18 protein-coding genes are annotated in these 20,602 nt (G+C 74.6%); 9 read left to right on the top strand and 9 right to left on the bottom strand.

Annotated features, from left to right (window positions below; all coding sequences use genetic code 11):
* Positions 1-14: 14 nt before the first annotated feature.
* From PSED_RS15665 to PSED_RS15680, 4 genes are read right to left on the bottom strand one after another with little or no spacing between them, the layout of a single operon-like run.
* Entirely contained in the window at positions 15-839 is an 825-nt protein-coding gene (locus tag PSED_RS15665; protein WP_013675228.1) for a family 1 encapsulin nanocompartment shell protein, read from the bottom strand.
* Between the two features lie 7 nt (positions 840-846).
* Entirely contained in the window at positions 847-1,446 is a 600-nt protein-coding gene (locus tag PSED_RS15670) for a hemerythrin domain-containing protein (RefSeq protein WP_013675229.1), read from the bottom strand.
* 46 nt (positions 1,447-1,492) lie between these two features.
* Positions 1,493-2,254 carry a DUF1990 domain-containing protein gene (locus tag PSED_RS15675; RefSeq protein WP_013675230.1) on the bottom strand — a complete coding sequence of 254 codons (762 nt, stop codon included), beginning with the start codon at positions 2,252-2,254 and terminating at the stop codon, positions 1,493-1,495.
* Positions 2,251-2,529, bottom strand: a complete 279-nt coding sequence (locus PSED_RS15680; RefSeq protein WP_013675231.1) for a hypothetical protein — start codon at positions 2,527-2,529, stop codon at positions 2,251-2,253. The genes PSED_RS15675 and PSED_RS15680 overlap by 4 nt, the downstream gene beginning before the upstream one ends.
* Before the next feature lie 6 nt (positions 2,530-2,535).
* On the opposite strand from PSED_RS15680, the gene PSED_RS15685 reads away from it, so the two are divergent.
* Both PSED_RS15685 and PSED_RS15690 read left to right on the top strand, forming a co-directional pair.
* Complete coding sequence (locus tag PSED_RS15685; RefSeq protein WP_013675232.1) at positions 2,536-3,261, top strand: DUF1990 family protein; 726 nt, start codon at positions 2,536-2,538, stop codon at positions 3,259-3,261.
* A 69-nt stretch (positions 3,262-3,330) separates the two neighbouring features.
* Complete coding sequence (locus PSED_RS15690) at positions 3,331-3,696, top strand: hypothetical protein (protein ID WP_013675233.1); 366 nt, start codon at positions 3,331-3,333, stop codon at positions 3,694-3,696.
* A 61-nt stretch (positions 3,697-3,757) separates the two neighbouring features.
* Here PSED_RS15690 and PSED_RS15695 read toward each other — a convergent pair whose 3' ends face one another.
* A complete protein-coding gene (locus tag PSED_RS15695) occupies positions 3,758-4,282 on the bottom strand; it encodes a YbhB/YbcL family Raf kinase inhibitor-like protein (RefSeq protein WP_013675234.1) in 525 nt (174 codons plus the stop codon).
* 163 nt (positions 4,283-4,445) lie between these two features.
* Here PSED_RS15695 and PSED_RS15700 point away from each other — a divergent pair, with 163 nt between their 5' ends.
* The 3 genes from PSED_RS15700 to PSED_RS15710 all read left to right on the top strand — a co-directional run bounded on the left by PSED_RS15700 (position 4,446) and on the right by PSED_RS15710 (position 7,863).
* Positions 4,446-6,029, top strand: a complete 1,584-nt coding sequence (locus tag PSED_RS15700; protein WP_013675235.1) for a Na+/H+ antiporter — start codon at positions 4,446-4,448, stop codon at positions 6,027-6,029.
* Between the two features lie 356 nt (positions 6,030-6,385).
* Complete coding sequence (gene fabG, locus PSED_RS15705) at positions 6,386-7,141, top strand: 3-oxoacyl-ACP reductase FabG (protein ID WP_041761339.1); 756 nt, start codon at positions 6,386-6,388, stop codon at positions 7,139-7,141.
* Positions 7,142-7,173: 32 nt separating this feature from the next.
* Entirely contained in the window at positions 7,174-7,863 is a 690-nt protein-coding gene (locus PSED_RS15710) for a TetR/AcrR family transcriptional regulator (RefSeq protein WP_013675237.1), read from the top strand.
* Positions 7,864-7,893: 30 nt separating this feature from the next.
* Here PSED_RS15710 and cydC read toward each other — a convergent pair whose 3' ends face one another.
* Genes cydC through PSED_RS15730 form a run of 4 tightly spaced genes read right to left on the bottom strand, consistent with a single transcriptional unit; the run spans position 7,894 to position 13,824 of the window.
* Positions 7,894-9,612: a thiol reductant ABC exporter subunit CydC gene (gene cydC, locus PSED_RS15715; RefSeq protein ID WP_013675238.1), complete on the bottom strand. Its 1,719-nt coding sequence runs from the start codon at positions 9,610-9,612 to the stop codon at positions 7,894-7,896.
* On the bottom strand, positions 9,609-11,327 hold the full coding sequence (cydD, locus tag PSED_RS15720) for a thiol reductant ABC exporter subunit CydD (protein WP_013675239.1): 1,719 nt from the start codon (positions 11,325-11,327) through the stop codon (positions 9,609-9,611). Before cydD ends, cydC begins: the two co-directional genes overlap by 4 nt.
* An 11-nt stretch (positions 11,328-11,338) precedes the next feature.
* Positions 11,339-12,340, bottom strand: coding sequence for a cytochrome d ubiquinol oxidase subunit II (gene cydB / locus PSED_RS15725; RefSeq protein WP_013675240.1), 1,002 nt, complete (start codon positions 12,338-12,340; stop codon positions 11,339-11,341).
* Positions 12,341-12,351: 11 nt separating this feature from the next.
* Positions 12,352-13,824 carry a cytochrome ubiquinol oxidase subunit I gene (locus PSED_RS15730; protein WP_013675241.1) on the bottom strand — a complete coding sequence of 491 codons (1,473 nt, stop codon included), beginning with the start codon at positions 13,822-13,824 and terminating at the stop codon, positions 12,352-12,354.
* Between the two features lie 201 nt (positions 13,825-14,025).
* Between PSED_RS15730 and PSED_RS15735 the strand changes: the two genes are divergently transcribed.
* From PSED_RS15735 to PSED_RS15750, 4 genes are all read left to right on the top strand, one after another.
* Positions 14,026-15,948 carry a methylmalonyl-CoA mutase family protein gene (locus PSED_RS15735; RefSeq protein WP_013675242.1) on the top strand — a complete coding sequence of 641 codons (1,923 nt, stop codon included), beginning with the start codon at positions 14,026-14,028 and terminating at the stop codon, positions 15,946-15,948.
* Entirely contained in the window at positions 15,945-18,125 is a 2,181-nt protein-coding gene (gene scpA / locus PSED_RS15740) for a methylmalonyl-CoA mutase (protein WP_013675243.1), read from the top strand. Before PSED_RS15735 ends, scpA begins: the two co-directional genes overlap by 4 nt.
* A complete protein-coding gene (meaB, locus tag PSED_RS15745) occupies positions 18,126-19,109 on the top strand; it encodes a methylmalonyl Co-A mutase-associated GTPase MeaB (protein ID WP_013675244.1) in 984 nt (327 codons plus the stop codon). It abuts the gene before it with no gap.
* A gap of 102 nt (positions 19,110-19,211) precedes the next feature.
* Positions 19,212-20,441: a YihY/virulence factor BrkB family protein gene (locus tag PSED_RS15750; RefSeq protein ID WP_013675245.1), complete on the top strand. Its 1,230-nt coding sequence runs from the start codon at positions 19,212-19,214 to the stop codon at positions 20,439-20,441.
* Positions 20,442-20,602: the final 161 nt, after the last annotated feature.

Below are 20,602 nucleotides of genomic sequence, written 5' to 3' on the forward strand. Positions count from 1 at the left end.
GCCGTCCGGGGCCGTCAGGCCAGGGCGAGTGCGGCGTCGGGCTCGACGACGCGGAAGGTGAAGCTCTCCTCGAGGTAGAGGCTCACGGTGTCGGCGTCGTGATGGCTGTATCCGATCGAGAGGTCCTGGCCGACGTCGAGCAGGAAGTCGCCGCCGCGGGTGCTGGCGACGATCGCCCCGGCCACCCCCGGCGCCCACACGATCGACCCGCCGAGGATGCGCGCCAGGTGGTCGAAGAGCAGGTAGCCGCCGTGCTCGGTGGTCTCGACGATGCGGGTGTAGCCCTCCGGACCGATCACCAGCGAGTACGGGCCCTCGATGCCGTTGCGGCGCAAGGTGTCGACGGCGCGGGCGACGATGCCGGGGTAGGCGTTGCAGTCCTCGCCGAGGGTCATCGCCGGGTAGGGGGAGGCTTCGCTGATCCCCGCGATGCCCGCCGCGGCCCAGCCGTGCAGGATCGTCCGGTTCTCGATCTCGGCCGCGAGCCGGGCGGCCCGGTCGAGGTCGTCGAACTCGGGGTCCGCGGCGCCGCGCTGGATGTCGTCGATCTCGGCGCGCGAGACGGTGAACGGCACGCGCACCTCGGCGAGGGGCAGCACGCGGCGGCGGCGGGTGCGCACGCCGTCGGGCGCGACGCCCTCGGGCGGGCCGAGCAGGTCCTCGGTGCGCCCGAGGCCGACGGCGGAGTGCTTCCAGCCGCCGGGGCCCTCGAAGTCGGCCAACCTGCGGCCGGCGAGCAGCGGGGTGAGCCGCTCGCGGGCCTCGTCGTCGATCTGGGACCACGCCTCGGCGGGGATGGGGGCGTGCCCCCGCAGGAGGTGGTCGGCGGGTGTCGTCATGGACGGCTCACTTCCCCTTCAGGCTGCCGATGCCGAGCGAGCCGTCGAGCCGTGCGGTCTCGTCGGCGTCTCCGGCGCTGATCCTATTGCGATCCTCGACCTGTTCGACGTAGGTGGCGGGGTCCTTGTCGCCGACGTCGATCCCGCGTGCGTCGCGGTGGCGCTGGATGAACGCCCTGAACTGCCGGCCCAGCGCGTCGCGCAGGCCGGGGGCGGCGTGCAGCCGGAAGTCGGGGAGCCCCTCGTTCTCCTCCTCGGCCATGTGCTCGTCGTTGGCGTCGCGTGCCTGCTGGACGGCGTCCCACCACGCGTCGGTGCCGATCGGGTGGCGGGCGGCGGCGTGCACCCCGTCGCGGATGTCGTTGTGGTCGCCGATGGCGTCGAGCGTCTCGTCCTCGGCGTCGTTGCCGCCGCGGCGCAGCAGCTGCGGGTAGAAGATCTCCTCCTCGGCGACGGCGTGGACGTCGAGGTGGTCGGCCAGCGGCTGCCACACGTCGCGTAGGGCGGTGGGATCGACGGGGGTCGACCTGCGCAGCTCGTCGAGCGCGGCGAACTGGCGACGGAACCACTCGTGGTCGTCGAGTATCAGTTCGGTGATGTCGGGCACGGTCGGGACGCTACGCGGGAATCACGGGCGCGTCCTGACGAGACGGTCACGTCCGTCCTTTCCGGGCCCGCCGTGCCACGTGCACGCCGGGGTGGCGCAGCGGCAGCGCGAAGGGGTCCCACGGCCGCATCCGGCTCGCCGAGGGCGCGAGCACGACGTCGCCCGCGAGCCGGGCGGGGTGGGGGAGCGGCGCACCGGCCTCGTGGGCGGCGAGCAGGTCGTGCATCCGCTGCCCGACGCGGCGGTAGAAGTCGAGCTGCGTACGCCGGCCGAACACCTGGAACCCCGTGCGCAGCACCGGGTTCTCGATCGGTGCGCGGCGCGAGTAGGCGTCGAGGCGGAAGCAGACGACGCCCGTCGTCAGGTCCTTGACGACCTCGTAGGTCAGCTTGCCCTGCTCGAGGTGGCCGTCGAGGGTCTGGTAGGTCCAGCCCCACACCCGCTGCGGGCCGTCGGGGCACTCGCGGGTGCCGTCGACGACCGCCGTGACCCGCACCCCCAGGTAGAACCGCAGGAACAGGAACCGGCCCTCGAGCAGCATGTTCCGGCCGAGGAGCTCGTCGGCGGGCCGGAACACCCCGCGGATAAGCCGGTGGTCGGAGAACTCGTAGTCGCGCACCAGCACGCAGGCCGATTCGAAGATCCCGCCCGGCACCGGGTCGCCCGGGGGTTCGGTGCCCAGCTGCGCGGAGGCGACGTCGACGTGCCAGTCCGGGTCGTCGGGGCCACGGGGGGCCTCGGACTCGTCGTAGTTGACCGCCAGCTCCGCGAGCCGGTCGAGCTCGGTGACCAGGCCGCGGGCGTTCATGCCCGGCGCCCGCGGAGCGGTGTCCGCTCCTCGTGCCGGCGCACCGACTCCCCGATCAGCCAGAACATGGGTGGCCAGAGCCCGACGAACAGCGCGCGGCGCTCGGCGTTGCCGCGCTCGTCCTGGTCGACGGTCTTCGCGCGCAGCCACAGCCCGATGCACAGCGCGATCGACCCGAGCGAGGTCGTCTGCAGGTGCAGGGCCCGGATCCCCATGCGGTGGAGCAGTCGTCCGACGGTCACGACGAGCACGTTCCCCGGGAGCCGTGTTCTCATGCGGACATGGCCGTGCTGAGTCGGAAGGCCGCGACCGGGTCCCGTCGACACCGCCGGGTCGCCGCTCTCGTGCGCTGGCCCGTCGGGCTGGCCGCGGTGAGCTGGCGCTACATGTGGCGGACGGTGCCGCTGCACCGCAGCGAGGTGGAGGGGGACGACTCCGACGAGGCGCCCGCGCTTCCCGAACGCCATCGCGACGACCGGGTCCAGGAGGTCGCCGACGGCCACGGCGACCTGCTGCACCGGCGCTACACCGTGCGCATCGGCGGCTCCGCGCTCGACGCGCGCGAGCTGATGGCCGACCTCGTCCGGGACCTCAACGGCTGGTTCCCCAGCGGCGTCGCGGTGTTCCGGCGCACCCGCGGGCACCCCGGCGCGATCCGCGACGGCGACGAGTTCCTGATCCGGCTGCCCGGCCCGTGGGACGGGCCCGTGCGGGTCGTCGCGGCCGACGACACGAGCTTCCGGTTCGCGACGCTGCGCGGGCACCTCGAGGCGGGCCAGATCGAGTTCCGCGCCCACGACGAGGACGACGGCGGCCTGGTGATGGGCATCGAGTCGTGGGCGCGCCCGGGCGACGCCGTCTCGCGCGTCCTCTACGACACGTTCCGCGCCGCCAAGGAGATCCAGCTGAACCTCTGGACCGAGGTGCTGCTGCGGATCACCCGGCGCGCGGGCGGCCGTCCCGTCGGTGGGGTCACCGTGCGCACCCGGCGGCTCGCCGCCGGCTGAACCGGTCCTGCCGTCCCCGAGAGTGCTGCCGTCCGGTGAGTGCTCCCTCCCCCGAGAGTCAGGAGACCCGTGTCCACCTTCGCCCGCGTGCTCGGCGCGCTGACCACCGCATACGGCGTCGCGACGATCGTGCGCCCGGCCGTCCTCACCGGCCCGACCGGGCTCGGCCCGCGCGGGGGCGACCCGTCGCCGCCGGTCGCGACCCTGGTGCGCGCGGTCGGCGTGCGTGACGCGGTGTCGGGGCTCGCGGTGGCGCTGGCGCCCCGGGGCCGGGCCCTGCAGCTCGCACTCGCCGTGCGGGTCGCCGCCGACGTCGGGGACGCCGTCACGCTCGGCACGGCGATCTCCGACCGCGACGCGGCCCGCAGGACCGTCGCGGTCGCCGGTGGCTGGGCGGCGCTCAACGCGCTCGCCCTGGCCACCGCTCGTCCCTAGCCGGTCGGCCCGCGAACCGGTCGGCCCGCAACCGGTCGGGACCGGGCCGCTCGGCCCGCGGCTACTCCTTGATCTCGTAGACCGGGGTGATCGTCGCCCGGGCGAGGGTGTGGGAGAACAGGTTGAAGCCGAGGAAGGCGTTGCTGGCCTCGGCGGGGATCCCCAGCGACGGCACGTCGACCGCGTGCACGACGAAGAAGTAGCGGTGCGGCCCGTGTCCCGCGGGCGGCGCGGCGCCCAGGTAGTTCTTCAGGCCGGCGTCGTTGGCGAGCTGGAAGGCGCCCTCGGGCAGCTCGCCGTCGGCGGCACCGGACTCCAGCGACGTCACCGACGCGGGGATGTCGACGAGGGCCCAGTGCCAGAAGCCCGACCCGGTCGGGGCGTCGGGGTCGAAGCAGGTGACCACGTAGGACTGGGTGCCCTCGGGGGCGCCGCTCCACGACAGCTGCGGGGAGCGGTCCTCGCCGCCCGCGCCGAAGATCCCGCTGACCTGCGGCATCGGCAGGGTGCCGCCGTCGGTGATCTCGGTGCTGGTGACCTCGAACGTCGGCACCTGCGGGAGGTCGTCGTAAGGGTTGTGCGCCATGGGTTCTCCCTCGTGGTCGAGCGCCCACCGCGATGCGGGCGCCGTCGTGGGTGGGTCGGCCGGATCGGCGGTCGGGGTCACCGTAACCACCTCGGGTGGTGATCCGCAGCGGGCACCGCCGGGGTGGGCGCCGCCGCCGCCGTCGTACGGCACGCTGTCGGACGTGGAGCTGCTGCTGCTGATCGTCGCGCTGATGCTGGCCGCGGTGGTGCTCGTCGGGATCGGCGACCGCCTGCACCTGCCCTGGCCCGCGCTGATGGTGGTCCTCGGTGCCGTGGTCGCGTTCGTGCCGGGGCTGCCCGACGCGTTCGAGATCGAGCCCGACCTGATCCTCCCGCTGTTCCTGCCACCGCTGCTGTTCGCGACGGCCCAGCGCACCTCGTGGGCGCTGTTCCGGGCGCGGTGGCGCAGCATCGTCACGCTGGCGGTGGCGCTCGTGGCCGTCACGGTGGCGGTCGTGGCGGGCACCGCGACGGCGCTGATCCCGGGCATCGGGCTCTCGGCCGCCGTCGCGCTCGGTGCCATGGTGGCCCCGCCCGACCCGGTGGCCGTCGAGGCCGTCGCCGGATCCGTGCGGATGCCGCGGCGGCTGCTCGCGGTGCTGCAGAGCGAAGGTCTGTTCAACGACGCGACCGCCCTGGTGATCTTCCAGACCGCGGTCTTCGCGACGGTGAGCGGCGCCGAGCTGCGCGTGACCGAGCTGCTGTGGCGGTTCGTCCTGGGTGTGGTGGCGGCCGTCGTCATCGGGGTCGTCGTGGCACGGGTCGCCCGGTGGCTGTCGGACCGGGTCGCCAGCACGACGGGCCGCAGCGCACTGACCGTGGTGCTGCCCTTCGCCGTCTACCTGCTGGCCGAGGAGGTGCACGCGTCGGGCGTGGTCGCGGTCGTCGTCGTCGCGCTGCAGCTGCGGGTGCACGCCGACGCCGACGAGGCGGCCGAGCGGCTGGTGCAGCGCTCCTTCTGGGACGTCGTCGAACTGCTGGTCACCGGGGTGGCCTTCGGCCTGATCGGGCTCGACCTGCGCCAGGTCGTGTCCGACGCGGGCGCGGACCTGCCGCGGATGCTGGTCCACGCGCTGATCGTGTGCGCGGCGGTGGTGGGGCTGCGGGCGGTCTGGATGACCGTGGCGACGGTCAACCTGCGCCGGGGCGGCGACCCGTCGGCGGCGCCCCGCACCGGCCGGGAGGCCGTCGTGCTCGCCTGGTGCGGGATGCGCGGGCTCGCGACGCTCGCGTTGGCCCTCGCGCTGCCGGCCGTCACCTCGACCGGCGCCCCGTTCCCGGCGCGCGCCGAGATCGTCGTGGTGGCCTGCTCGGTGCTGGTCGTGACGCTGCTGCTGCCGGGGTTCACGCTGCCGCTGCTCGTGCGGATGCTGGGGATCGCCGAGAACGCCGAGGCCGAGCACGCCGCGGAGACGGTCGTCGCCCGCCGGGCCTGGAAGGCCGCACTGGACCGCCTCGTCGAGCAGGAGCGGGCGGCGGACCTGCCCGAGGAGGTGTCGGCGGCGCTGCACCAGCGCATCGGCAGGCTCGAGGCGATCCTGCGCGGCGACACCGTCACCGACGAGGACCGGGAGCGCCTCGCGGCGCTGCGGGCGCGCAAGCAGACCCTCGACGCCATCCAGGCCGACGCGCTGGCCGCGGCGCGGGCCGAGGTGCTCGCGGCGCGCCGGGAGCCCGGTGTCGATCCGGAGGCGGTCGACCGGGTCCTGCGCCGGCTGGACCTGCGGACGGTCCTGCTCGACTGACCCGTCGGTCGGGGACCGCGACTGCCTGCGACGACGCCGAGGACGGAGCCGATCGGCCCGTTGACGTGACCTGGGTCACGAGGTAGCGTCCCGCGATGACAGCTCCGACACGGAGCCTTCCCGGACAGCGGCCCACCAGGCCCGCGACGCAGCCACCCGCACTGCAACCACCAGACCTCGATCGGCCCGGCCACTCGGACTGGATCACCCCAACCGGCGCCGTCGGCTCCACCTCGTGAGCCGGCGGCGCCGTGTCGCGTCCGGGGACTCCCCGTGCGCTCCCGTCCGGAAATGCGACGATGCCCGGGCAGGGTCGCGACCGGCACGGCGTCGCGGCGGGCGAAGGGATTCCGGGCATGACTCAGGGGCGCGTCGCGATCGTCACGGGGGCCGCGAGGGGGATCGGGGCCGCCACGGCCGCCCGGCTGGCCGCGGACGGGTTCGCCGTCGCCGTGCTGGACCTCGACGAGGCCGCCTGCAAGGCGACCGTCGACGGCATCGAGTCCGCCGGCGGCCGGGCGCTCGCCGTGGGCGCGGACGTCGCCGACGAGGCCGCCGTCGCCGCGGCCGTCGAGCGGGTCGCGGCCGATCTCGGGGCGCCGACGGTGCTGGTCAACAACGCCGGCGTGACCCGCGACAACCTGCTGTTCAAGATGACCACCGACGACTGGGACACGGTCATGAACGTGCACCTGCGCGGCTCGTTCCTGATGACGCGCGCGGTGCAGAAGCACATGGTCGACGCGAAGTACGGCCGCATCGTCAACCTGTCGAGCACGTCGGCGCTGGGCAACCGCGGCCAGAGCAACTACTCGACCGCGAAGGCCGGGCTGCAGGGCTTCACCAAGACGCTCGCCATCGAGCTGGGCAAGTTCGGGATCACCGCCAACTGCATCGCGCCCGGCTTCATCGTCAGCGACATGACGAGGGCGACGGCCGAGCGGATCGGCGAGGACTGGGACACCTACGTGGCCGCTCGTGCCGCGCAGATCCCGGTGGCCCGCGCCGGGCAGGTCGAGGACATCGCGCACACCGTCTCGTTCCTCGTCAGCGAGGGGGCGGGGTTCGTCTCCGGGCAGGTCATCTACGTCGCGGGCGGTCCGAAGGCGTGATCGGGCCGCGGCCGGGCCGGTAGCCTGCGCCGATGAGCCGCGCGACCGACGAGGGCGCTGACACCCGGACGCGGTTGCTGCGCGCCGCGGAGGAGCTGTTCGCCGAGCGTGGCAGCGAGGCCGTCTCGCTGCGCGAGATCGGCCGGGCCGCGGGCGCGCGCAACGTCATCGCCGCGCAGTACTGGTTCACCGACCGCGACGGCCTCGTGCAGGCGTTGCTCGACCGCCATCTCGCCGACATCGAGCAACGCCGGCACGCCATGCTCGACGCGTTCGAGGCCGGCCCGCACGCGGCGGCCGTCGCCGGGGGTCCGGGCGCGGACGAGGCGGTGCACGCGTTGGCCGCCGCCCTCGTCGAGCCGCTGGCCGCGAAGCTCGACGAGGGGGCGCCGGGCGCGGGTTACCTGCGCACCGTCGCCGACCTGCTCACCCGCCCGGTGCCCTCGACCGCGCCGCTCGCGCTCGACCGGCCCGGCGCGAGCACGGCCCGGTGGCGGGCGTTGCTCGAGCCGCTGCTGGAGCCCGAGGCGCTCGAGCTGCACCGGCGCTTCCTCGCGATCCGGTTCGTCGCGGTCGAGGTCGCGCAGCGCGCCCGGTCCGGTCGCGACGACCATCGGCTCTTCGTCAGCCAGCTGGTCGACGCCGCGGCGGGGCTGCTCGGCGCCACGGTGTCGGCGCGGACCCGGGAACTGCGCGAGCAGCGCCGCTCGGCACCCCGCTGAGGTCCGCGCCGGCCGGGTGGCGGCCGCGGGTCACACCGGCGCGGGCAGCCGGTGGGCGCGGCGGTACCAGCCGTCGCGGGCCAGCAGGTCGGCCGGTCGGCCGCGCTGCACCACCCGGCCGTCGACGACGACGTGCACGGTGTCCATCCGGTCCAGCCGCTCGAGGTCGTGCGTGACGAGCAGGACGGCGCGCTCGCCCGCGGCGTCGAGCAGGTCGGCGAGTACGGCGTCGCGGGTGTCGGGGTCCAGGTGTGCGGTCGGTTCGTCCAGCACCAGCAGCGTGGCGTCGGTGAGCAGCGCCCTGCCCAGGGCGAGCCGCTGGCGCATGCCGCCCGAGAGCCGTTCGCCGTGCTCGCCGACGTCGGCGTCGAGCCCGCCGGGCATCGCGGCCACGTCGCCGTCGAGCCGGACCCGGCGCAGCACGTCCCACAGCGCCTCGTCGGTGGCGTCGGGCCGGGCGAGCAGCAGGTTCGCCCGCACGCTGCCGGTGAACAGGTGCGGGTGCTGCGGCACCCCGCTCACGACGGTCCGCGCCGCGTCGGCGGCGACCGACGTCAGCGACGTGCCGCCGATCTCGACGGTCCCGGCGTCCGGGTCGAGGAACCGGAACAGCACCGCGGCCAGGGTGCTCTTGCCCGACCCGCTCGGCCCGACGACCGCGACCTTCTCGCCCGGCGCGACGTCGAGGTCGAGACCGTCGAGGGCCCAGGTCGCGTCGGGGGCGTAGCGGACCCGCAGGTCGCGGATCCGCAACGCCCCCGGCACGAGCCGCCCCGCACCCCCGGGGTCGCGCACCGCGGGTGGGGTGTCCAGGACGTCGAAGAGGCGCGCGCCCGACGCGCGCACCGCACCGAGGCGGGCCGCCGCGGCAGGCAGCGGCGCGACGATCTCGAACGCGGCGAGCGCCGTGAGCGCCAGCACCGCCATGGGGATCGGTCCGAGCGATCCGTGCTCGACCGCGACCACGCCCAACAGCAGCGTCGCCCACAGCGTGAGCCCGGCGACCAGCGCCGATGCGCCCGCGCCGAGCCCGAGCAGGCCCGCGTCCCGGCGGGCGGCCGCGGTGAGCGCCGCGTCGGCGGCCTCGACCCGGGCGACGGCGCGGGCCGTCGCGCCGTTCGCGGCGAGGTCGGGGGCACCGTGCAGGGCGTCGACGAGTGCCGTCGTCAGCTCGGCGCGGGCCGCGGCCTGCCGGGCGCCGGTGGCCCGGCCCAGCGCCGCCGCGACGACCGGCACGACGAGGCCCCCGAGCACCAGGCCGGCGGCGAGCACGAGCCCGCCCGGGACGAGCAGCGCCGTCGCGAGCGCCACGGCGCCGGCGCCGGTCAGCAACGCCGCCAGCGGCGGCGTCAGGCCACGGACGAGCAGGTCCTGGGTCGCGTCGGTGTCGCTGACCAGCCGGGTGACGAGGTCGGGGGACCGGAACCGGCGGACCGGCTCGGTGCGGGCGAGTCGCTCGTAGACCCGCACCCGGACGTCGGCGAGGGTCCGCAGCGCGGCGTCGTGGGTGACCAGCCGCTCCAGGTAGCGGGTGAGGCCGCGGGTGACGCCGAGGGCGCGGGTCAGCACGACCGCGACCGACAGCGCCGTGACCGGCGGGTGCGTGGCCGCGGTGGCGATGAGCCAGGCGGCGAGGCTGAGCAGGCCGGCCCCCGACGCCGTCGCCACGGCACCGGCGAGCACCCCCAGCGCGAACCGGGTGCCCCGCGGCCGGGCGAGGGAGAGCATGCGGCGCAGTGGGTCCCTCACGACGCCACCCCCTGTGGGTGGCGATGGTCGCCATAGCGACCATCGCCGCTCACGAGCGCCGCGGGCGCGCGCTCGGCGAGCCGGCCGTCGGTGAGCACGACCGTCTCGTCGACGGTCTCGCGCCAGCCCGCGTCGTGCGCGACGACGATCCCCGTGCGGCCCTCCAGCAGCCGCGCGGTGGCGGCGCGCACGAGGGCGGCGTTGTCGGGGTCGAGGTGGGCGGTCGGCTCGTCGAGCAGGACGAGGTCGGGGTCGCGGACGAACGCGCGGGCGATCGCCACCCGCTGCCGCTGCCCGGCCGACAGCCGCGCCCCGCCCTCGCCGAGCCGGGTGGCGGTGCCCTCGGGCAGGGCGGCGACGACGTCGGTGAGGCCCGCCGCCGCCAGCGCCGCGTCGACCTGGGCGTCGGTGGCGTCGGGGGCTCCGAGCCGGACGTTGCCGGCGAGGGTGTCGTCGAACAGGTGCGGGTGCTGCGGGACCCACGCCACCCGCGCGCGCCACGCCGCGGCGTCGAGGTCGCGCAAGGGCACCCCGTCGGCGCGGATCGTGCCGGTGTCGGGCTCGGCGAAGCGCAGCAGCAGCGCGAGCAGCGTGGACTTCCCGGCGCCGCTGCGTCCGGTGACGAGAACGCTGCGGCCCTCGCCGACGGCGAGCGTGAGACCGTCGAGGACCGGGGCGTCGCGGCCGGGCCACGCGAAGCCGACGTCGTCGATGTCGAGGGCGACCGTCCCGCGCCGGGCCGTCGGCCGCGAGCCGGGCACGACCGGGCGCGGCGACTCCAGCACGGCGAACGCCGACTCGGCCGCCGCGACCCCCTCCATGCTCGCGTGGAAGCGGGCGCCGACCTCGCGCAGCGGCAGGTACGCCTCCGGGGCCAGCACGAGCACGAGCAGCGCCGTCGTCAGCGACAGCTCGCCGTAGAGCAGCCGGAACCCGACCTCGACGGCGACGAGCGCGACCGCGAGCGTGGCGAGCAGCTCGAGCACGAGCGCCGAGAGGAACGCGATCCGCAGCGTGCCCATCGTCGCCTGGCGGTGGTCGTCGGTGACCCGGCGGACGAGCGCGGCCTCGGCCTTCGCGCGGCGGAACAGCGCGAGCGTCGGCAGCCCCTCGACGACGTCGAGGAAGTGCCCGCCGAGGCGCTGCAGCAGCGTCCACTGCCGTCGGGTGCGTGCCTGGGTGTGCATGCCGACGAGCGCCATGAACAGCGGCACCAGCGGCAGGGTCAGCGCGATGACCAGCGCCGACACCCAGTCGGCCGACGCGACGACGGCCAGCACGGCGAGTGGGACGAGCGCGGCGAGCACGAGCTGGGGCAGGTAGCGGGCGAGGTAGTCGTCGAGTGCGTCGAGCCCGCGGGTGGTCAGGGTCGCGAGCTCGCCCGCGGTGGCCGGGCCGCGCGCCGGACCGTCGGTCACGTGGGCGACGATGCGCCGCCGCAGCTGCGACTTCGCGCTCGCGGCACTGCGCACCGCTGCGGTCTCGGCGCCGTGCGCGAGCAGCGCGCGCCCGACGGCGACGACCGCGACCCCGGCGACGAGCGGGCCGAGCTCGGCGAGCCCGCGACCGTCGGCGACCCCGCCGACGATGTGCGCGACGAGCCAGGCCTGCACGAGGATCAGCCCGGTCAGGGCCACGCCGCAGACCGCGGTGACCGCGAGGTGGGTGCGGACCGCGCGGGCCGCCCGCAGCAGCCGGGGGTCGAGTGGTTTCACGGCACGGCCCCTCAGTGGGCGGGCGCGATGTGGGCGCGGGTCACGCGGCGCCGGAACACCCAGTAGGACCAGGCCTGGTAGCCGATCACCAGCGGCAGCATGACGAGCGCGATCCAGCTCATGACCTGCAGCGTGTAACCGCCCGACGCCGCGCCGGCGACGGTCAGCGAGAACGCCGGGTCGGTCGTCGACGGGACCAGCACCGGGAACATCGACCCGAACAGCACGACGGTCGTCGCGACGATCGCGAGCGCCGTCGCCGCGAACCCGCGACCCTCGCGGCCGCGTGCGGTCAGCCCGGTGCCGGCCACCAGCGCCAGCACGGCGACGACCCCGACGGGCAGCGTCCAGCCGGTGGGCCGCTGCGCGAGCGTCCAGCCGAGGAACCCGACGAGCGCGGGAACCGCGACCAGCGCGGTGCGCAGGGCCACCGTGCGGGCCAGCACGCGGACCGGGCCGTCCGTCTTGAGCGCCAGGAACACCGCGCCGTGCAGCAGGAACACCGTGGCGGTGGTCAGTGCGCCGAGCAGAGCGTAGGGGTGGCGCAGGTCGCCGAGCCCGGCGCGCACGACGTGGCCCGCGTCCATCGGCAGCCCGTGGACCAGGTTCGCGAACAGCAGGCCCCACACCAGCGCGGGCACCGTGCTGCCGACGACGATCGCCACGTCCCAGCGGCGCCGCCAGCGCGGGTCGTCGACCTTGCCGCGGTACTCGAACGCCACGCCGCGCGCGATCAGCGCGAGCAGGACGGCGAGCAGGGGCAGGTAGAACCCGCTGAGCATCGAGCCGTACCAGGCGGGGAAGGCCGCGAAGGTGGCCCCGATCGCGGTGATCAGCCAGACCTCGTTGCCGTCCCAGACCGGGCCGATCGCGTTGATCATGACGCGGCGGTCGGTGTCGTCGCGGCCGACGACGGGCAACAGCATGCCGACGCCGAAGTCGAAGCCCTCCAGGACGAAGTAGCCGGTCCACAGCACGGCGATGGCGAGGAACCAGATGGTGGTCAGGTCCATGGCGGGCCCCTTCAGTAGACGAACGCGGGGACGCGTTCGTCGGCGGGATCGGGCCGGGCCGCGGCGGTGCCGGTGTCGCCGTCGGCGGGGTCCGTGGGATAGGGCATGACCGCACCCGGACCGGCGACGACGTAGCGGAACAGCAGCCTCGCCTCGATCACGGCGAGCACGGCGTAGATCAGCGTGAACGCCGACAGCGAGATCGCGACCTCGGTGAGGCTCACCCCCGGTGAGACGCTCGCGGCGGTGAGCAGCTCGCCGACGACGGTCCACGGCTGGCGGCCCATCTCGGTGAGCAGCCACCCGAACACGTTCGCGGCCAGCGCCGCGGGCAGCCCGAGGACGGCGACGCGGTACATCCAGCGGCGGTCGGGCAGCCGGCCGCGCCGGGTCAGCCACAGCCCGAGGACCCCGATCCCGACGCCGGCCATGCCCAGGCCCATCATCAGCCGGAACGACCAGTAGAGGACGGCGATGTCCGGCCGGTAGTCGCCGGGGCCGTACTGCTGCTCGAGCCGCTGCTGGACGTCGTTGATGCCCTGCACGTCGCCGTCGAGGTGGCCGGTGGCCAGGAACGACAGGACGTTCGGGACCTGGACGTTGACGTGGTTGCGGCCCTCGCGGATGTCGCCGACGGCGAACAGCGAGAACCCGGCGCCCTGCTCGTCCTCCCACAGCGCCTCCGCGCCGGCGAGCTTCATCGGCTCGTACTGGGCCATGAGCTTGGCCTGGTGGTCGCCGGAGAAGACGACGAGCGCGCCGGCGATCGCGGTGACGGCGAACCCGAGCCGCAGGGTCTTGCGGAACAGCCCGCCCTCCGAGGGGTGCGGCGCCGTGTCACCGCGGCGGGGCCACCGGGCCCGCTGGATCTTGTAGGCGCTGACCGCGACGACGAACAGGCCGGCCGCGATGAACGCGCCGGACACGACGTGCAGATAGGTCGACCAGGCCTGGTCGTTGGTGAGGACGGCCCAGATGTCGGTGAGCCGCGCGCGGCCGGTCGCGGGGTCGACGGCGAAACCGACCGGATGGCGCATCCACGCGTTGGCCGCGATGATGAAGTACGCCGAGAGGTTCGTGCCGACCGCGACGACCCAGATGCACGCCAGGTGCACGCGCCGCGGGAGCCGGTCCCAGCCGAAGATCCACAGGCCGATGAACGTCGACTCCAGGAAGAACGCGAGCAGCGCCTCCATCGCCAGCGGCGCGCCGAACACGTCGCCGACGAACGTCGAGTAGCTGCTCCAGTTCATCCCGAACTGGAACTCCTGGACGATCCCGGTCACGACGCCCATCGCGAAGTTGATCAGGAAGAGCTTGCCGAGGAAGCGGGTCGCCCGCAGGTACTCGACCTTTCCGGTCCGGTGCCACGCCGTCTGCAGGATCGCCACGATCGCGGACAGTCCGATCGTCAGCGGCACGAACAGGAAGTGGTAGACGGTCGTGATCCCGAACTGCCAGCGGGCCAGGTCGAGTGCGGTCATGCCGTCCTCCGTTCGGAATTTCTACACGCTGTAGTAGTTCTACCGCACGTAGAAGTAGTGCGGTGGCCGGTGTGCTGCGAGACACCGTGATCAGCGGGTGAGCCCGGTGACACAGACCGTGCCGGGTACCGCACAACCCACCTAGACTCCGCGAAACCCCGGCACGGCCACGGCGGCCGCCGGACGCAGGGAGGAAGTGCGATGACCACCCCGCAGGTGGATCCCGACGCGCTGGAGCGCGGGGCTCCGGAGGAACCCGACGACCTCGCGCTCGCCGCAGAGTTCCCGGCCGCGACGCGGGAGGAGTGGGCCGCCCTCGTCGACGGGGTGCTGCGCAAGGCGGGCCGGCTGCCCGCGGACGCGCCGGCCGGGTCCGGTGTGGACGTGCTCGTCCGCGAGACCCTCGACGGCCTGCGGGTCCGGCCGCTCTACACCGCCGACGACGTACCCGACCTCGCCGCGACCGGCGTCCCCGGCGCCGCCCCGTACGTCCGGGGCAGCCGCGCCGGCGGGTACGTGCCCGACGGCTGGGACATCCGCGCCCGGCACACCTCCGCCGACCCCGCCGCGGTCGCCGCCGCCGTCGCCGAGGACCTCGACAACGGCGTGACCTCCCTGTGGCTGGGGGTGGGGACGCACGGTGTCGCCGTCGCCGACCTGCCCGCCGCGCTCGAAGGCGTCCTGCTCGACCTCGCGCCCGTCGTGCTCGACGCCGGGGCCGACGCGATCGCCGCCGCCGAGGCCTTCCTCGCCCACGTCACGGCGTCCGACGTCGATCCCGCGCAGGTCGGCGGGAACCTCGGGCTCGACCCGGTCGGTCTGCGAGCCGCCACCGGCGAGGGCCCCGACGTCGAGTCCGTGCTGCCGCTCGCGCGCCGCGTGGCCGACGACTTCCCGGCCATGCGCGCGATCGTCGTCGACGCGCTGCCGGTGCACGGCGCCGGGGCGTCCGACGCCCAGCAGCTCGGCTGGTCGCTCGCGGCCGGGGTCGCCTACCTGCGGGCGCTGACCGGGGCAGGGCTCGACGTCGCGACCGCCGCCCGGCTGCTGGAGTTCCGCTTCGGCGTCACCGGCGACCAGTTCGCGACGATCGCCCTGCTGCGCGCCGCGCGGCGGCTCTGGGCGCGGGTGCTGGAGGCGTGCGGCGCCCCCGACGCCCCCGGCCAGGTCCAGCACGCCGTCACCTCCCCGATGACGACGACCCGCCGCGACCCCTGGGTGAACATGCTGCGCGGCACGGTCGCCGGCTTCGCCGCGGGCGTCGGCGGCGCGGACGCCGTGACCGTCGCCCCGTTCGACGAGGCCATCGGCGTCGCCGAGCCGTTCTCCCGGCGTATCGCCCGCAACACGCAGTCGCTGCTGATCATGGAGGCGCACCTCGCCCGGGTCGTCGACCCCGCGGGCGGGTCCTGGTACGTGGAGAGCCGTACCGACGAGCTCGCCCGTGCGGCGTGGACGTTCTTCCAGGAGGTCGAGGGCGCCGGCGGCGCGGTGGCCGCGCTCGACTCCGGCTTCGTCGCCGAGCGGGTCGCGCCGGTACGGGAGCGCCGCGAGCGCGACGTCGCCACCCGGCGCACGCCCATCACCGGCGTCAGCGAGTTCCCCGACCTCGACGAGCGGCCCGTCGAACGTGCGCCGCACCCCGCGCCCGCCGCGGCCGGGGGCCTGCCGGTCTACCGCCTGGCCGGCGCGTTCGAGGAGCGGCGCGACCGCTCCGACGCCGTCCTCGCCGCCACCGGCGCCCGGCCCGCCGCGTTCCTCGCGACGCTGGGCACCGTCGCCGCGCACAGCGCTCGCGCCGGGTTCGCGCGCAACCTGCTCGGCGCGGGCGGCATCGCCACCCCCGACGCGGGCGCCACCGCGTCCACCGACGAGATCGTCGCCGCGTTCGGCGAGGCGGCGACACCGGTCGCCGTCCTCTGCGGCACCGACGAGGCCTACGCCGAGAGTGCCGCCGCGACCGCCGCCGCCCTGCGCGAGGCGGGGGCGACCCGCATCCTGCTCGCGGGCCGGGCCGAGGTCGACGGTGTCGACGCGACCCTGCACGCGGGCTGCGACGCGCTGGCCGTCATCGACGACGTGTACGCCGCACTCGACGCGGCGAACGGAGAGGACGCGCGATGACCGTCCCCGACTTCACCCGGATCGACCTCGACGGCGCCGCGGCGCCCGCGTCGACCCCCGTGGGCGAGCAGCCCGAGCCGTGGGAGTCGCCGGAGGGTATCCCCGTCAAGGCGCTCTACACCGCCGACGACCTCGCCGACGTCGACTTCCTCGGCACCTACCCGGGCGTCGCGCCCTTCCTGCGCGGCCCGTACCCGACGATGTACGTCACGCAGCCGTGGACGGTCCGGCAGTACGCCGGGTTCTCCACGGCCGCCGAGTCCAACGCCTTCTACCGGCGCAACCTCGCGGCCGGGCAGAAGGGCCTGTCGATCGCGTTCGACCTCGCCACCCACCGCGGCTACGACTCCGACCACCCGCGGGTGGCGGGCGACGTCGGCATGGCGGGCGTGGCGATCGACTCGATCTACGACATGCGCCAGCTCTTCGACGGCATCCCGCTCGACCGGATGTCGGTGTCGATGACCATGAACGGCGCGGTGCTGCCCGTCCTCGCCCTCTACATCCTGGCGGCTGAGGAACAGGGCGTCGCGCCCGAGAAGCTCACGGGGACCATCCAGAACGACATCCTCAAGGAGTTCATGGTCCGCAACACCTACATCTACCCGCCGCAGCCCTCGATGCAGATCATCTCCGACATCTTCCGCTTCACGTCGGAGAAGATGCCGAAGTTCAACTCGATCTCCATCTCCGGCTACCACATCCAGGAGGCCGGGGCCACCAACGACCTCGAGCTCGCCTACACGCTGGCCGACGGTGTGGAGTACCTGCGGGCCGGGATCGACGCGGGGCTCGACGTCGACAGGTTCGCGCCGCGGCTGTCCTTCTTCTGGGCGATCGGCATGAACTTCTTCATGGAGGTCGCCAAGATGCGGGCCGCGCGCCTGCTGTGGGCGAAGCTCGTGCAGCAGTTCGACCCGAAGAACTCCAAGTCGCTGTCGCTGCGCACCCACTCGCAGACCTCCGGGTGGTCGCTGACGGCCCAGGACGTCTACAACAACGTCGTGCGCACCTGCGTCGAGGCGATGGCCGCGACCCAGGGCCACACCCAGTCGCTGCACACCAACGCCCTCGACGAGGCGCTCGCCCTGCCGACGGACTTCTCCGCCCGCATCGCCCGCAACACCCAGCTGCTGCTGCAGCAGGAGTCGGGCACGACGAACGTCATCGACCCGTGGGGCGGCAGCTACTACGTCGAACGGCTCACCTACGACCTCGCCCGCCGCGCGTGGGCGCACATCACGGAGGTCGAGAAGGCCGGGGGCATGGCCCAGGCCATCGACGCCGGCATCCCGAAGCTGCGCGTCGAGGAGGCCGCGGCGCGCACCCAGGCGCGCATCGACTCCGGCCGGCAGCCGGTCATCGGCGTCAACAAGTTCGTCACGGGCTCCGACGAGCAGATCGACGTGCTCAAGGTCGACAACGCCGGCGTGCGCCGCGAGCAGCTCGACAAGCTGGAGCGGCTGCGTCGCGAGCGCGACTCCCGCGACGTCGACGCGGCGCTGGAGAAGCTCACCGGCGCCGCCGCGGCCATCGCCGAGGGCACCGAGCGCGACGCCGGACAGAACCTGCTGGCCCTCGCCGTCGACGCCGCCCGGGCGAAGGCCACCGTCGGGGAGATCTCCGACGCGCTGGAGAAGGTCTTCGGGCGGCACTCCGGACAGATCAGGATCATCTCCGGCGTGTACTCCGAGGAGGCCGGGCAGAACCCGGCGATCGCCCGTGCCCGCGAGCTCGTCGACGAGTTCGCCGAGGAGGAGGGCCGCCAGCCGCGCATCCTCGTCGCGAAGATGGGCCAGGACGGCCACGACCGCGGGCAGAAGGTCATCGCCACCGCGTTCGCCGACCTGGGCTTCGACGTCGACGTGGGCCCGCTGTTCCAGACCCCGGGCGAGGTCGCGCGCCAGGCCGTCGAGGCCGACGTGCACGTCATCGGGGTGAGCTCGCTGGCCGCCGGGCACCTGACGCTGGTCCCCGAGCTGCGCGGGGCGCTCGCCGAGCTCGACCGGCCCGACATCATGGTCGTCGTCGGCGGCGTCATCCCGCCCGCCGACGTCCCGGAGCTGCTCGAGATGGGCGCGGTCGCGGTGTTCGGACCGGGCACGGTCATCGCCGAGGCGGCGGTCGACCTGCTGGGCAAGCTCACGGCGGCCCTGCACTCCGGCGACGCGTCGTAGATGCCCGCCCGGTCGATCGACGTCGACGCGCTGACCGACGGTGTGCTCGGCGGCTCGCGGTCGCTGCTGGCCAGGGCCATCACGCTGGTCGAGTCGAACCGGCCCGACCACCGGGTCGCCGCCCAGGAGCTGCTGTCCCGGTTGCAGCCGCGGGCGGGTGCCGGTGTGCGGGTCGGCATCAGCGGGGTGCCCGGCGTCGGCAAGTCGACGTTCATCGAGGCCCTCGGCACCCGGCTCACCGGCGCCGGCCACCGGGTCGCGGTGCTGGCCGTCGACCCCTCGTCGACCCGGACGAAGGGCTCGATCCTCGGGGACAAGACGCGGATGGCCGCGCTCGCGGTCGACGAGAACGCGTTCGTCCGGCCCTCGCCCAGCGCCGGCACGCTCGGCGGGGTCGCCCGCGCGACCCGCGAGACGATCGTGCTGATGGAGGCCGCGGGCTACGACGTCGTGCTCGTCGAGACGGTGGGCGTCGGGCAGTCCGAGGTCGCCGTCGCGGCGATGGTCGACACGTTCCTGCTGCTCACGATCGCCCGGACCGGCGACTCGCTGCAGGGCATCAAGAAGGGCATCCTCGAGCTGGCCGACGTGGTCGCGGTCAACAAGGCCGACGGGCCGCACGAGAAGGAGGCCCGCGCCGCCGCGGCCGAGCTGCGGTCGGCGCTGCGGTTGATGACGCCGTCGAGCGAGTCGTGGCGCCCGCCGGTCCTGCCGTGCAGCGCGCAGACCGGCACCGGTCTCGACGACGTGTGGTCGGCCGTCGAGAAGCACCGCGCGACGCTCGAGGCCGGCGGGGAGCTGGCCGCCCGGCGCGCCGACCAGCAGGTCGAGTGGATGTGGGCGATGGTGCGCGACCAGCTGATGGACCGGCTGCGCTCCGACCCCGGCGTGAAGGCGGCGCTGCCGGCGTTGGAGAAGGAGGTCAGGGCGGGGGACATGCCGCCGAGCCTGGCCGCCCGCACGCTGCTGGAGGCGCTCTCCTGACCCACCGGGACGGGTCACCGGCCGGTCACCCTCGGGTCGTCGCAGGTCACGGCCGCGCGTCGGAGCGCGCACCGAAGGCCTCGGTGGAGCATCCTGGACGACGTGACCGACGTGCACGCGGGCACCGGCGGGGGAGGGGCCCTGCCGGGCGACCGGTCACGCCCCGGCTCAGGGGCCGCGCACACCCCGTCGGGCGGTGCGCCCGCGCCGGACGACCCCGCCCCCGACCACGACACCGGGCGCAACCACACCGCTCCCGGCGACGCGCCGGACGACGACCAGGTTGCGCCCGCCGCACCGCCGGGCCCCGCGCCGCGGCCGGCGGCCGAACAGCAGCCGGACCAGGTCCTGGACCAGGAGCCCGAACAACAGCCCGCCCCGACGCAGCAGTCCGACCGGAACGAGGAGCCGGCGCCGAAGCGCGGGGCGAAGCAGCTGGCCGTCCGCACGATCGTCGGCGCCTGGGACGACAACATCTTCTCCGAGTCGGCCTCGGCCGCGTTCTGGCAGACGCTGTCCCTGCCGCCGTTGCTGCTGGGACTGCTCGGCTCGCTCGGCTACATCGGCGAGTGGTTCGGCCCGAACACCGCGCAGATCGTCGAGGCCCGGATCATCGCCGCGACCAGCGGCATCTTCACCCGCGACGCCGTCGACCAGATCATCGCGCCGACGGTCTCGCAGATCCTGACGACGGGGCGCAGCGAGCTCGTCTCACTGGGTTTCGTCATCTCGCTGTGGTCGGGCTCGTCGGCGATGTCGTCGTTCGTCGACGCCATCACCCGCGCGCACGGCCAGTACGGCATCCGCAACCCCGTCTGGCAGCGCATCCTCGCCCTGCTGCTCTACGTCGTCGCGCTCGTCGGCGGGATCATCTCGCTCCCGCTGCTCGCGCTGGGCCCCGACCGGCTGCCGGGGATCCTGCCGGAGTCGTGGCGGCCCGCCGCGATCACGCTGATCGCCGACCTCTACTACCCGGTGATCGGCGTCATCCTGGTCCTCGCGCTGACGACGCTGTACAAGGTCGCGCTGCCGGCGAAGCCGCCGTGGTGGCGCGGGCTGCCGGGTGCGTTGCTGGCCGCCGTCGTGTTCCTGGCCGGCGTCACGGGCCTGCGCGTCTACATCAACTGGGTGACCGGCACCGGCTACACCTACGGTGCGCTCGCCGCGCCGATCGCGTTCCTGCTGGCGGCGTTCTTCATCGGGTTCGCGATCGTCCTCGGCGCGCACCTCAACGCCTCGATCCAGGCGCTGTGGCCGGCCCGGCTGCACGACCGCCGGGGTGCCCTCGCCGCCCGCGAGCCCGCCGAGGACGACCCCGACCCGACCCCGTGAGTGGCCCTCGCTCACGGCGCGCCCCTCGCTCACCTCGCGGCCCGGCGTCGCGGCGTGCCGAAACCGGTCGGAGCCGGCGCCGGGCGACCGGGTCGAGGAGGTGTCCGGGGCGCGCGGACGTCGGGCGGGACGGGCCGTCGCGGGGACCGGCCCGCCCGCGG

It is taken from the genome of Pseudonocardia benzenivorans CB1190 (assembly GCF_000196675.2).
Lineage (GTDB): Bacteria > Actinomycetota > Actinomycetes > Mycobacteriales > Pseudonocardiaceae > Pseudonocardia > Pseudonocardia benzenivorans.

Excerpts from the sequence above, each read along its gene's own strand:
- PSED_RS15665 (WP_013675228.1), bottom strand. The coding sequence starts at position 839 with ATGACGACACCCGCCGACCACCTCCTGCGGGGGCACGCCCCCATCCCC.
- PSED_RS15675 (WP_013675230.1), bottom strand. The coding sequence starts at position 2,254 with ATGAACGCCCGCGGCCTGGTCACCGAGCTCGACCGGCTCGCGGAGCTG.
- PSED_RS15680 (WP_013675231.1), bottom strand. The coding sequence starts at position 2,529 with ATGAGAACACGGCTCCCGGGGAACGTGCTCGTCGTGACCGTCGGACGA.
- PSED_RS15685 (WP_013675232.1), top strand. The coding sequence starts at position 2,536 with ATGGCCGTGCTGAGTCGGAAGGCCGCGACCGGGTCCCGTCGACACCGC.
- PSED_RS15695 (WP_013675234.1), bottom strand. The coding sequence starts at position 4,282 with ATGGCGCACAACCCTTACGACGACCTCCCGCAGGTGCCGACGTTCGAG.
- fabG (WP_041761339.1), top strand. The coding sequence starts at position 6,386 with ATGACTCAGGGGCGCGTCGCGATCGTCACGGGGGCCGCGAGGGGGATC.
- PSED_RS15710 (WP_013675237.1), top strand. The coding sequence starts at position 7,174 with ATGAGCCGCGCGACCGACGAGGGCGCTGACACCCGGACGCGGTTGCTG.
- cydB (WP_013675240.1), bottom strand. The coding sequence starts at position 12,340 with ATGGACCTGACCACCATCTGGTTCCTCGCCATCGCCGTGCTGTGGACC.
- PSED_RS15730 (WP_013675241.1), bottom strand. The coding sequence starts at position 13,824 with ATGACCGCACTCGACCTGGCCCGCTGGCAGTTCGGGATCACGACCGTC.
- PSED_RS15735 (WP_013675242.1), top strand. The coding sequence starts at position 14,026 with ATGACCACCCCGCAGGTGGATCCCGACGCGCTGGAGCGCGGGGCTCCG.
- scpA (WP_013675243.1), top strand. The coding sequence starts at position 15,945 with ATGACCGTCCCCGACTTCACCCGGATCGACCTCGACGGCGCCGCGGCG.
- meaB (WP_013675244.1), top strand. The coding sequence starts at position 18,126 with ATGCCCGCCCGGTCGATCGACGTCGACGCGCTGACCGACGGTGTGCTC.